Origin of the sequence: Maridesulfovibrio pacificus (SeqCode), from assembly GCF_048612815.1 — a bacterium.
GTDB classification, from domain to species: Bacteria; Desulfobacterota; Desulfovibrionia; order Desulfovibrionales; family Desulfovibrionaceae; genus Maridesulfovibrio; species Maridesulfovibrio pacificus.
Genome location: NZ_JBLZNE010000001.1, coordinates 648712 through 661584 on the forward strand (window position 1 = coordinate 648712; position 12873 = coordinate 661584).

At 46.1% G+C, this 12873-nt stretch carries 11 protein-coding genes; 9 read left to right on the plus strand and 2 right to left on the minus strand.

Annotated elements, in window-relative coordinates; all coding sequences use genetic code 11:
• Positions 1-65 precede the first annotated feature (65 nt).
• On the plus strand, positions 66-470 hold the full coding sequence (locus ACNI23_RS03190) for an STAS domain-containing protein (RefSeq protein ID WP_420246714.1): 405 nt from the start codon (positions 66-68) through the stop codon (positions 468-470).
• Positions 471-584: 114 nt separating this feature from the next.
• Positions 585-1061, plus strand: a complete 477-nt coding sequence (locus ACNI23_RS03195; RefSeq protein ID WP_420246715.1) for an STAS domain-containing protein — start codon at positions 585-587, stop codon at positions 1059-1061.
• A gap of 66 nt (positions 1062-1127) precedes the next feature.
• Here the strand turns inward: ACNI23_RS03195 and ACNI23_RS03200 are convergent, their stop codons facing one another.
• Together ACNI23_RS03200 and ACNI23_RS03205 are read right to left on the minus strand one after the other, a co-directional pair.
• On the minus strand, positions 1128-4211 hold the full coding sequence (locus tag ACNI23_RS03200; RefSeq protein WP_420246716.1) for an efflux RND transporter permease subunit: 3084 nt from the start codon (positions 4209-4211) through the stop codon (positions 1128-1130).
• A gap of 2 nt (positions 4212-4213) precedes the next feature.
• Positions 4214-5383: an efflux RND transporter periplasmic adaptor subunit gene (locus ACNI23_RS03205; protein ID WP_420246717.1), complete on the minus strand. Its 1170-nt coding sequence runs from the start codon at positions 5381-5383 to the stop codon at positions 4214-4216.
• Between the two features lie 292 nt (positions 5384-5675).
• Between ACNI23_RS03205 and ACNI23_RS03210 the strand changes: the two genes are divergently transcribed.
• The 7 genes from ACNI23_RS03210 (at position 5676) to ACNI23_RS03240 (ending at position 12801) form a co-directional block, all read left to right on the plus strand.
• Complete coding sequence (locus tag ACNI23_RS03210) at positions 5676-7415, plus strand: DegV family protein (protein ID WP_420246719.1); 1740 nt, start codon at positions 5676-5678, stop codon at positions 7413-7415.
• 699 nt (positions 7416-8114) lie between these two features.
• On the plus strand, positions 8115-8843 hold the full coding sequence (locus tag ACNI23_RS03215) for an amino acid ABC transporter ATP-binding protein (protein ID WP_420246721.1): 729 nt from the start codon (positions 8115-8117) through the stop codon (positions 8841-8843).
• A gap of 57 nt (positions 8844-8900) precedes the next feature.
• A complete protein-coding gene (locus ACNI23_RS03220; protein WP_015851400.1) occupies positions 8901-9716 on the plus strand; it encodes an ABC transporter substrate-binding protein in 816 nt (271 codons plus the stop codon).
• 142 nt (positions 9717-9858) lie between these two features.
• Positions 9859-10560, plus strand: coding sequence for an amino acid ABC transporter permease (locus ACNI23_RS03225; RefSeq protein WP_420246723.1), 702 nt, complete (start codon positions 9859-9861; stop codon positions 10558-10560).
• Positions 10561-10572: 12 nt separating this feature from the next.
• Positions 10573-11268, plus strand: a complete 696-nt coding sequence (locus ACNI23_RS03230) for an amino acid ABC transporter permease (protein ID WP_420246724.1) — start codon at positions 10573-10575, stop codon at positions 11266-11268.
• Between the two features lie 201 nt (positions 11269-11469).
• Entirely contained in the window at positions 11470-12123 is a 654-nt protein-coding gene (gene deoC, locus ACNI23_RS03235) for a deoxyribose-phosphate aldolase (RefSeq protein ID WP_420246726.1), read from the plus strand.
• 3 nt (positions 12124-12126) lie between these two features.
• On the plus strand, positions 12127-12801 hold the full coding sequence (locus tag ACNI23_RS03240; RefSeq protein WP_420246728.1) for a precorrin-8X methylmutase: 675 nt from the start codon (positions 12127-12129) through the stop codon (positions 12799-12801).
• The last annotated feature ends 72 nt before the right edge of the window (positions 12802-12873 follow it).

Here is a 12873-nt window from a genome sequence, read left to right on the forward strand (position 1 = left end):
ATAGTTTTTTTTACTTATATTTTAATTGGTTTATGTTTTTTAAAATATTCTAATGCAGGTTTATAATGCGCAATTTCAGTAGCGTAACTGACGATTATGTTTCTAAACAGGCCGGTAAGGAGCCTGTTAATTTCGATTTTACGGAAAATTGGATTGAGGACATTGTGGTTTTAAATCCTAAAGGGAGTCTTAATACAGCAACCGTATCGTTGTTTAGAGATCAGTTATACAATTTGAGTCGTGATGAAGGTTGTAAAATTGTTATGTCTTGCAGCGATGTGGAATCCATAGACAGCGTTGGATTAGGAGTCATGATCGCTGCCCATAAAAAGGCGGATGACTATGGCGGGAAGATAGTTTTTTGTGATCTTTCAGATTTTATTTTTAAAAATATGAAGATGTTGCATATGGATAAGTATTTGAATTTTAGTACCAATGTTGATTCTGCATTAGGTGACTTTAACTGGTAGTTTTTAATGCATATGTTTTTTTGAAGCGAATCTGTTTTCAGGTTCGCTTTTTTATTTGCTAAATTTATAACACGTTAGCTTGAGTATTGGCATCTATGATGCATCATCCTGAGTATGACTAACATAAATGACAGTGTGAAGCGCAGCGGCCTCGGGTCCAATGCCTTGAAGTTAAAGGAAAAGGTAGAGGGGCAAAATTCTGACACTATGCAGAGTCTCGACTCTGTGGTTAATCAGGCTTTTGATGCTCAGTTTGATTTTATTGAGCGCCAGAAAGGGGAGTTCACCATTTTTGCACCCAAGGGACGGATCAGTAATTCCACTGTGAAGTTCTTCAAGAATAGAATTTATAGCGCAGCTGCTGAGCAGGGCTGCAAAATTATCATCAACCTCAGGTACGCAAGTTTGATTGATAGTGTCGGTCTTGGAATGCTCATCAACACCCACAAGACAGCGGATCGAAACGGGGGAATGGTTGTTTTTACCGATGTCCCTGAAAGGATCATGAAGAACCTTGAGATGTTGTACATGGATCGTTTCCTTAAATTTGCTCCAGATATGAAGCATGCAGTAGGGATGATGAACTGGTAGATAACTATCATACGTATTGAGAAACCCCGACTCTAGTTGTTTAGAGTCGGGGTTTCTTTTTGGCGTTTAATCCTGTTCATGTGGAATGCCGAGTAAATCACGTTTGGCTCGACCACGTTCATAGGACCACTTCTGGTACGAATCCATATAGGTGTAGAAGACGGGGGTCAGGTAAAGGGTTACTACCTGTGAGAGAATCAGACCGCCCACAATTGCAAGACCCATGGGCTGACGGGCCTGTGCACCGGCACCGAGTCCCAGAGCGATGGGCATGGCTCCGGCAATGGCAGCGATGGTGGTCATCATGATCGGGCGGAATCTTTCCAGCGATCCTTTCATTGCCGCTTCTGACGGGGAAAGGTTCTCTTTTTCTTCAGCTTCAAGAGCAAAGTCTACCACCATAATGGCATTTTTCTTTACGATACCGATAAGCATAATGACCCCGACAATGCCAAATAAATCTAGGTCCTTGCCGAAAATGGTCAGGGTCAAAAGTCCGCCGATTGCCGCAGATGGCAACCCGGAGATGATGGTGATGGGATGGATGTAGCTTTCATAAAGAATCCCCAGAATCATGAAGATGACAAATATCGCGATGGCAAGCAGGAAATAAACGCTGGCCATGGATTTCTGGAATTCATCAGCAGTACCTTCAAAGTTGGAGACCACGGTATCCGGTAGATTGTTGAGGGCCAGATCGTTAATGGCCGCAGTTGCATCACTCAGGGAATAGCCCGGAGCAATGTTGAAGGAATAAGTCACTGAGGGCAGCATGCCGGTATGGTTGACCTGCATGGGGCCGGGTTTCTCTTCAAAGCTGGCAAGGTTGTCCAGCCTGATCAGGTCGCCGTTCTTGTTGGCGACATGGAGTTTCATCAGGTCGCGGGGATCGCGCTGGTTGTATGGCAGCACCTGCAGGATTACCCAGTACTGGTCCGTATCTCCGTAAATGGTTGAAACTTTGCGTTCTGAGTATGCGGAATTAAGTGTGTTCTCGATATCGTGAGCGGTGACTCCATAGTAGGAGGCCTTGTCACGGTCTATCTTGACCCAGAGTTCAGGATTCTGATCCAGCAGGTCCGAGGTCAGTCCGGTCAGGAACGGAATCTGGCGCATCTGCATTTCAAATTTGGGAGCAATTGAAAAGAGTTCCTGTTGATCAGGGGCCTGCACTGTGTACTGGTAAAGGTTTTTAGTTGATTTCGCAGTCAGCCTGATCATGGGCGGATTTTGAATCCAGACCATGATGCCCGGTTCATTGTTCAACTTATACATGAGCTGGCGGGCTACCTGATCCGCAGTCATATCGCGATCACCCGGAGGTGTGAGCATGGGGAAAACATATCCTTGGTTCTGGATAGGTGCTCCGGCCACGGTAATGACACTTTTAATATTCGGATCGTCCATGAGGATCGGTTCAAGCTTTTTGATATGATCTTTCATGGCATTGTAGGAAATTCCCTGCTTGGCCTGTGCGAATCCCTGACAATAGCTCATATCATCGGTGGGCAGGAATCCCTTGGGGATGACCATGAAAAAGTGAATGGTCGCCAGCAGAATCAGCGCGGCTGCACCCATAGTCCACGCCCGATGACGCATGACAAAATGAAGAGAGCGGTCATACATGCGTAGCAGGAAATCAAATATGGGATCGGATTCGGAAAGCTTGCTTCCGGGTTTAAGAATGCGGCTGGCAAGCATGGGGGTCATGGTTAAGGAAACCACGCCCGAGGCAAGAATTGCTACGGTGATGGTCATAGCAAATTCATGAAGGATACGCCCGATGATCCCCGACATGTACATGAGCGGAATAAAGACGACCGCCAGCGACAGGGTCATGGATATAATGGTAAAGGTGATCTGCTTCGCTCCGTCCAACGCTGCCTGATAAGGCTTCTTGCCTGTTTCCAAATGGCGGACAATATTTTCGATCATGACCACTGCATCATCGACAACAAATCCTACGGAAAGGGTTAAGGCCAGCAATGATAGGGTATCCAGAGAATAGCCCAGCACATACATGATGGCGAAAGTGAAGACTATGGACACCGGGACTGCCACGGAAGCAATGATTGTGGCAGATATGTTTTTCAGGAAAAAGAAGATAACGCAGATAACGAAAAAAATCGCCAGCAGCAGGGTTACCTGCACATCATCGACAGCTTCTTTGATGGGCTCGGAACGGTCATAGAGTACCTTCATTTGTATCCCGGCAGGGATCTGGTTGCGGATGGTTGGCAGCATTTCCCGGATGGTTTCGCATACCTGAATAGTATTTGACCCGGGCTGTTTTTTGATGGCGATAACGATACCGCGTTTACCGTCAATCCATGATCCTGATTTATCCGATTGCACAGAGTTGATAACCTCACCCACTTCGGAGAGGCGCACTGTCCTGCCGCCTTCCGACTCAAAAATCATCGGCATGAATTCGTCGGCATTCTTCAGCTGTCCGGTGGATTCTATGGTTACGGACTGCTCCTTGTTATCCAATGTACCGACCGGTTCTTTAACGTTCTGGTCGGCAATGGCCTGACGGATGTCATCTATATTCATGCCTCGTGCGGCCAGTTTCTCCGGGTTTACGCGTACACGTACCGCCAGTTTTGATTCCCCATAGACATCGACCTTCGAGACGCCGTTGACCATGGAAATGGTGTCGGTCAGGAAGGTGGTGGTGTACTCGTTTACCTTATATAAAGGGAGAGATTCCGACCAGATTGCCATATACAAAACCGGATCGTCAGCAGGGTTGAATTTTTCATAGTAGGGCTGCTGCGGAAGGTCGGTGGGCAGATTGCCGCTGGCACGTGAAATAGCGGCCTGTGTGTCCGAGGCTGCTCCGTCAATGTTGCGGTCTAGGTCGAACTGTAGGGTAATCAGGGTTTGACCTTGCGAGTTCACAGAACTCATGGAGCGTAGTCCCGGGGTGGAGGTGAATTCTTTTTCCAGCGGTGTTGCTACTGACGAAGCCATTGTCGAGGCACTGGCTCCGGGCAGGGTGGCTGTAACCTGCAGGGTCGGGAATTCAACCGCAGGCAGGTAACTTACCGGGAGTCGCAGATACCCGACGATTCCGAAAAAGACCATGCCGATGACCACGAGAGAGGTCATGACCGGGCGTTTGATGAAAAGTTCGGTGATATTCATGGTTATTCACCGTTCTGTGCGTGAGCTGCAGGTGTCGTTGAATTTGTGGCTTTTCCTTTAATAGTAACGGCTGCACCGGGGTAAAGACGTAATTGACCATCAGTAATTATGGTCTCTTTATCCTTAAGGCCTTCAGTAATTATATCCATTTTCCCGGCTCTGCGATCGACTGCAACCGGGCGCATATCAACTGTATTATTGCTGTGTGCTATCCAGATAAATTTTCCATTCGGTCCGGTGCAGGTTGCCTCCATAGGGATATTGATTACATTTTCATCGTAAAGTTTAAGACGTATTTCTACATAGTTACCGGGCCAAAGAGCTTTGTCCGTGTTGGCAAAGCGTCCCTGCATCCAGATTGTTCCTGTTTTGGTGTCCACATTATTATCAATAAAGGTCAGCTCGCCGCTCTCAGGTTTGCCCCGCCCCTCGGTGATGGCGAGCACTTCAAGGGTCTTGTTCGCTGAATATTTTTGAACTTCCGCCAGATATTTTTGCGGCAGGTAGAAATTCACAGCAATGGGTGAAATTTTGTTGATGACGACCAGTTCGTCTTTGTTTTCTTCAATCAGGTTGCCCTCTGTGGGCGTTACGTAACCTGCAAGACCGTTGATGGGGGAGCGGATGAAGCAGTAGTTGAGGTCATTTTGGGCATCAGTAAGTTTGGCTCTGGTCACGGCGATTGCATCACTGGCAGTTTTCATGTCCAGACGCTTCTCTTCATAATTTTCTTCGCTGACAACCTTACGCCGCACAAGATCCCGGTAGCGGTTGTAATCTTTTTTGGCTTGTTCATACTTGGTAATGTCGGAAGCAAGCTCTGCTTTGAGCTGTCCTATGGAAGCTTCATAGGGAGATGGGTCCATGGTGAAAAGCTGCTGCCCTTTATTCACATACTGTCCGTTCTCAATGAAAATTTTGCTTAGATATCCGGTAACCCTTGAGCGTACGGTGATAGTGTCCACAGCTTTCACTGTTCCGATAGCAGTTAGGTAGTACGGTGTATTTTTCAGTTCAGCTTTTGCTACAGTGACTGGGGCGGGTGGGTAGCCACCAGTAGCCTTTTTATCATCCTTGCATCCTGAAAGCAGGATGCAAAACAACAGGGAGAGTAATAGAAGCTTCAAGCGTTGGACATAATGTACTGAGGTGGATGCTTTAATCCGAGGCATGGGCAAAATCTCCTTACTGCTAAAATATAATTGTTATATAGCCTAATTTATAGCTCCTTAAAAGGCGGTTGATGTTTATTTCTGAATGTTTGAAAAAAACACAGATGCATTTATTTGTATAATAACTTGATTTTTGTTCATATTACATGCAGGAAGAGGCTGCTTTTTGTGACGATCGTTACAACGTTTATTTTGCCACATTAAAAAAAATATTTAGCTCTTTTTATATATGACTACAGCAAATACTGTGAAAATTGACTATGTTGACGGTGTCCGCTTCAGGAGGGGAGTTGTGGCCGCCGCAAGCAAACTGATAGCCAATTCCCCGCATTTGGATGCTATCAACGTGTTTCCGGTTCCCGATGGTGATACCGGGGCCAATATGGCCGGTACAATGCGCAGCATAGTAAGTTCCACCGGTAAATCTGTGGAGCGCTCGATTGAGAAAATGACCGCCATGATTGCGGAATCCGCCCTTGACGGGGCCAAAGGTAATTCCGGTGCTATTCTGGCGCAGTTCCTTTGCGGATTCGCAGAGGGCGTGAAGGATATGCCTAAACTTTCTCCCGCAGATTTCGCTCAGGCGGCTTCCTTGGCTGCCAAGCGTTCCTGCGAGGCCATTTCTGACCCCAAAGACGGAACCATTCTTAGTGTTATCCGTGATTGGGCTGCTCATCTGCATGCTAACGGTGAGAGCTATCGTGATTTCCATCACCTGCTTTCCGATTCTCTTGAATACGCGCGGAACTCCGCAAAGTGTACTACTGAAAAGTTAGCCGAACTTAAGGCCGCCGGTGTTGTTGATGCTGGAGCGCAAGGTTTTGTCTATCTTCTGGAAGGTATTGTAGACTTGCTGGAGAACGGCAAAATAGAAAGAAGTTTTCTGCCTGATGCTCGTAACTCCAAATCCTTTGCAAATGTTCAGGACAAGGTCGCGGTTGAATCTCTTGATTTCCGCTTTTGCACTGAATTTCTCATCAAAGGACAGGATGTTGACCGCGTTGCTATTCGGGGTGCCATCAGTGAAATGGGTGACAGCTTGATCGTTGCGGGAACTCCTGCATCGGTTAAAATTCATATTCATACTAATGATCCTGATGCAGTAGAAAAGATCGTAAGCAATTACGGTGAAGTGGTTAAACGCAAAGTTGACGATATGCTGGTTCAGCATAAACGCCTCCTCGCCGATGATCGCACAGTTGGTATTCTCACTGACAGTACCTGCGACCTTCCTGATGAAGTTCTGGAAGAGTATGATATTCGCGTAGTTCCTATGCGCTTATCTATCGATGAAAATGAATACATCGATCGGGTGACTCTCAGTTCCAGTGAATTCTATAAAATTCTTCCTTCTGCAAAGAGAGCGCTTTCTTCCCAGCCGACTCCCGGCGATATGAAGCGTGCCTACGCCAAGGTTTCTTCTGATTATGAAGATGTTGTCTCTCTGCATGTTGCTAAAGTGCTTAGCGGGACATTCCAGAATGCCCTGACTGTAAGCAATCCTTTTGATAATGTTTCCGCTATTGATAGCAAAATGTTGACTATTGGTCTCGGTCTGCCAGTGCTTGAAGCTGCTCGTGCAGCTAAGAAGGGTGCTACTGCTGCTGAGGTCCGCAGGGTTGCTGATAGAGCTGTGGAGAACGTTAAGATTTTCGTTACTATTGACTGTCTTGATTATGCCGTACGTGGCGGCCGTTTGAGCAAAGGACAGGGCTTAATTGCTAAGGCTTTGAATATTAAGCCTATTCTGCAGTTTGCCGGAGAAGGTCATCCTAAGGTTGTTGCTAAGTCTTTCGGCGTTAAGCGTCAGGAAGACGCATTGATCAAGCTGGTTAAAGATAATGCATATGGACGTGGCAATCTCAGGTATGCCATTTCACACGCAGATGCTCCAGAGACAGCAGAGAAGTTTAGCTGCGTGCTGAAAGCTGAGTTTGGCGCAGAGCCTGAATTTGTTGTTGAGGCTTCTCCTGTGCTGGGACTCCATTCCGGTCCCGGAGCATGCGCGGTGGCTTTCATTACTGACGAATAATTTCGATATTCCATACAAGCTGACTCAGCGGGAACAGGTTCAACCTGTTCCCGCTTTTTTTTGATTGTTTATTCCCGCAGATGTCGGCTGATGTGTTGTGTTTATCCCTAGTTACAGGTGTAGATTGTTTGATCAATCAAAAAAATTACAACTATGGCAATTGTGGTTTTGTTGTGTGAATATGATGGGTTGAGGTCTTTAGGGCTTGTTTTAAAAGGACGCGTGAGTCTGTCTGAAGATTTATTGTAAGTGAATAAAGATATGCGGGGGTAGGTTTTCCGTCAAAATTTATAAAAAAAGAATAAAATTATTCAAATTTCATTTTTCCGTAAAAAAACATTTGTCTTTTTTGTATATTGATTTCACTTGTGCTAATAAAGGTGTTATGTGTTGTCTAAGTTTCTGGGAGCCCGTGGTTGCGCCAAAATGAAGTTTCTAGGTGAGAGTGAGACGAGGTCAGAATTAATGCCGTTTTGCATCTTCGGCAAATTATTTTTACGATTATACATAAATGGAAAAAAGGGGTTAATTCCTTGACTTTTCATCGTTTTAAGCTATAAAAGTCTCTCATTCTTGAATTCTGAGCGATATCAATACTAGCTTGGAGAATGGCGGCCGTAATTATCAATACACGCTTTTATTTACTGTCACGGCCGGTCCTGAACTTAATAAACAGTACGGGAGTTGGAGTTAAGCATTATGGCAATGATTGAAATTAAGAATCTCCACAAGTGGTACGGGGATTTTCATGTTTTAAAAGGTATCAATGACCATGTTGATAAAGGTGAAGTACTTGTAATCTGTGGCCCCAGTGGTTCAGGTAAGAGTACTTTCATCCGCTGTATCAACAGACTCGAAGATTACCAGAAAGGGACAATCACATTTGATGATAAGGACATTCTTGACAAGAGTGTAAATATCAATGAGCTGCGTGCAGAAATCGGTATTGTTTTCCAGCAGTTCAACCTTTATCCCCACCTGACCGTATTGGATAATGTAACCCTTGCGCCTCTGAAAGTGCGAAATGTTCCCAAGGCTGAAGCTGAGGAAACAGCACTTTACCTTCTTGAAAGGGTTGGAATTCACGATCAGGCCCATAAATATCCCGCAGAACTTTCCGGTGGACAGCAGCAGCGTGTTGCTATCGCAAGGGCTCTGGCCATGAAGCCCAAGGCTATGCTTTTTGACGAGCCTACTTCCGCGCTGGACCCGGAAATGATCAACGAAGTTCTCAATGTAATGAAAGACCTTGCCCGCGAAGGCATGACTATGCTTTGCGTTACCCATGAAATGGGTTTTGCCCGTGAAGTGGCAGACCGCGTAATTTTCATGGATGGCGGTGAGGTTATCGAACAGGCTCCCCCGGAGGAGTTCTTTCGCAATCCCAAGCATGAAAGAGCAAAAATGTTCTTGAAGGAGATATTGTAAGTATCGCACTTGCCGGCGATATTGGTAGGTAACCTTAAATTTTTCAGGAGGACCCTGATGAGAAGACTCTCAATTATTGTTGCTATGGTTTTGGCGATGGCTCTTTGCGCATCTGTCGCAATGGCTGACAAACTGCAGGAAGTAAAAGCCCGCGGTGTTCTGATGTGCGGTGTTAAAGATGCCGTTGTTCCCTTCGGTTACATCGATGAAGACACCAAGAAGCTCGTCGGTCTGGATATCGACATCTGTAATTACATCGCTAAGGAACTGGGTGTGAAGGCTGAGTTCAAACCCGTAACTTCCGCCACCCGTATCCCCATGGTTGTTCAGGGCTCCATTGACCTTGCTGCTGCTACCATGACTCACAAGATTGCGCGTGACGACACCATCGACTTTTCCATCACTTACTTTATGGACGGTCAGAAGCTGCTCGTTAAAAAAGGTGCCGGCATCAACTCTGTTGCTGACCTGAAAGGAAAAAAAGTAGGTACCGCTAAAGGTTCCACTTCCGAGCAGAACATCATGGCTGCACAGCCTGACTGTAAGGTTCTCTCCTTTGAAGGTTATCCTCAGGCAATGCTTGCTCTCAAGCAGGGTAAAGTTAAAGCTGTAACCACTGACTCCACCATCCTTCTCGGTCTCAAAAACTCCGATCCCAACCCCGAAAAATGGGAAATCGTAGGAGAGTTCATCTCCCCCGAGCCTTACGGTATCGGTCTTCCTGAGAACGAATCCAACTTCCGCGATGCTGTAAACCAGGCTCTCATTAAAATGTGGAAGTCCGGCGACTACAAAAAAGCATACAACAAATGGTTTGGTCCTGACACCAAATACTACCTGCCCCTCACCTGGAACATGGAAGTTTGGCCCTAAGCCGACGGTCATATAGTGCCGTGTCCATCCAATATACATTTGAAATGGATTTATTCTGAGGGCGTGGCTCTAGGTTTTAGTTATGTAAGATAACGGGGAGGCCGTGTTCGCGCGGTCTTCCCGAAAACAACGGATAGATGTTTTGAATTATCAGTTTGATTGGAATCTGGTTCTTAGCGGACAATACGGGCAGTGGATTATTGACGGGGTTAAAGTTACCCTTCAAATATCTGCTGTATCTATCGTATTCACTTTGCTTCTTGGAACTGTTGTCGCAGTTATGCGTATGTCCAAGTTCAAGCCCTTTGAATGGTTCAGCTTTGCTTTTGTTGAGTTTTTTAGAAACACTCCTTTGCTGATTCAGATATTTTTCTGGTATTTCGGTTCCTATTCCATTCTGCCAGATTCGGTAAACGAATGGCTATATGATCATGATTTCGAATTTGCGGCCGGGGTAATCTCTCTGACCGTTTATACCGCTGCCTTTGTGGCAGAGGAAATCAGGGCCGGAATCAACTCCATCCCCAAGAACCAGCTGGAAGCCTCGCGTGCAACCGGGCTTTCCTTTCTGCAGGCCTACCGCTACGTTATTCTGCCGCAGGCTTTCAGAATCATTATACCTCCACTTATTTCACAGTCGCTGAACCTTATTAAAAACTCGTCACTGGTCATGACTATCGGGGTTATGGACCTCACTTACATGGCCCGCCAGATTGAATCCTATACTTTCCACGGATTCGAAGCTTTTACTGTGGCGACCCTTATCTATCTGTGTATCTCTTTGGTCGTGTCACTCATGATCAATATGTATAACAAGCATTTCCTGCTGCAAATTAAATACTAGGAGTGGCGTCTCGTGCAATGGGATGTAGTTTGGAACAACTTTGATTATTTTTTATGGGGCGCCTTTCCTGATGGACCTATCGGCGGCTTGGCAGCCAGTATTATTCTGGCGATGCTTGGTATTTTCGGTGCCTTCTGGATCGGTCTTGCTGCAGGTCTGATGCGTCTTTCTCGCAATAGGGCGGTTAAAACCGTTTCTGTAATCTATATTGAGGTCATCCGCGGTGTGCCGCTGTTGATGCTTATATTCTGGTTCTATTTCCTTGCACCGGTTGTGCTTGGTAGATCTCTTCCGGAGTTTCACTGTGCCTTGATCGCTTTTATCGTTTTCACCGGAGCGTACATTGGTGAAATTGTTAAGGCGGGGGTTATCGCACTACCCAGAGGACAGATGGAAGCTGCGCGCGGGACAGGGCTTTCACATGTTCAGGCCATGCGTTACGTTATTCTGCCGCAGGCCTTGCGAAATATGATTCCTTCTTTTGTTAACCAGTTCGTATCCCTGACCAAGGATACATCACTTGCGTATATCATCGGGGTAAACGAGCTGACCCGTACTGCAACACAGGTTAACAACAGGACCTTGTCCGCACCTACTGAAATCTTTATTACCATTGCGATTCTTTACTTTATTGTCTGCTACGTACTCACTTGGGCCAGCCGCCGGATGGAAGCGCATATGGCTAAGTACCAGGCTAGGGATCGTTAGTTATCTTGAAGGATTAAAGCAGATTTGCCCCTGTTTCATATGAAGCAGGGGTTTTCTTTTGCGCTTGTGTAACTTTATTTTGACCGAAATTTCTAATTCGATTAATGTCGTTCTAATGGGAAGTATGGTCTAGTTTCAGGGATGGCATTATCTGTCGGCCGCTGAATCGTGTTTTTCAATTTTTAAAGCCGGGAGGCGGACATGGACAAAATAGAGAAACTTGCTTCGTACATTGACCACACCTTGTTGAACGTAACAGCGGTTCCAGCAGATATTGAACAGCTGTGCCGGGAGGCCGTGCAGTACGATTTTGCCTCTGTTTGTGTCCATCCTTCTCATATAGCCCGCGCGGCTGAGTTGTTGTCCGGTGAAAAGCCTATCGTTTGTTCCGTAATCGGTTTTCCTTCAGGATCGACCTTGTCGGAAGTGAAAATGTTAGAAGCCATGCGTGCTGTGGAAAAAGGTGCACGCGAATTGGATATGGTGGTCAATATTGGGGCTTTAAAAGCTGATGACCGTAAAGCTTTTTTGAATGATATTTTTATGACCGTGGAAGGTGCAGGCGGAGTGCCGGTAAAGGCGATTATCGAAACCGGACTTCTTGATGATGAACAGAAAAAGATTGCTTGTGATCTTGCGGTGACAGCGGGTGCCTCTTTTGTTAAGACATGCACCGGATTTGCTCCCGGCTGCGCTTGTGTAGAAGATATCAAGCTTATGCGTTCTGTTGTTGGCGATGATATCGGCGTAAAGGCCAGCGGGGGAATTAAAACATATGAACAGGCTCAAGAACTGTTGCAGGCAGGAGCCAGCAGGATAGGTACTTCCTCTTCCCTTGCTATAATAAGGAGATAATTTTTGTCCGGGAAAGTAGAACTTATGGCCGTGGCAAAGCCCGGTGATATTGAAAAAAAGTCTTTTGAAATTATTGATTCCGAAGTCCCGGAACCACGCAGGTTTGACGGTCTTGAATGGCAGATAGCTAGGCGCATGGTCCATACTACTGCTGATTTCGAGCTGATTGATCTAGTGCGTTTTCATCCGGAAGCTGTTGCTTCCGGTCTTGCAGCATTGCGGGCTGGGTGTGTAATTGTTACCGATACCGAAATGGCCCGTTGCGGGATTCCGATGCGCCGGATGACTCCTTTGGGATGTGAGGTCCGCTGTTTGATGAATGACCCGCAAGTTATTGCATCCGCCAAGAAGAATTCTACAACCCGTGCTCATGCGGCTCTCGAACTGGCAGCTTCTTCTTTGAAACCCGCAATCCACGTTATAGGCAATGCTCCCACAGCACTCATCAGACTGGTTAATCTTGTGGAAGAAGGGAAAATGGCACCTCCGGCGTTGGTGGTCGGTATGCCTGTCGGTTTTGTGAATGCTGCAGAATCCAAAGCATTGTTGATGAATTGTGAATCAATTCCTTATATTGCCATTGAGGGCAGAAAAGGAGGGTCAGCTCTTGCGGCATGCGTAATTAACGCTCTTGCAGAAGTTGTTCTTGCTGAGAAGAATCTTTCCGGTGAAATATGATCTTTTTCGCAGCGACAGATTATTAATTATAGACTTTGAAAGTTAAGTGTGAAAACAATACTGTAGTTTATT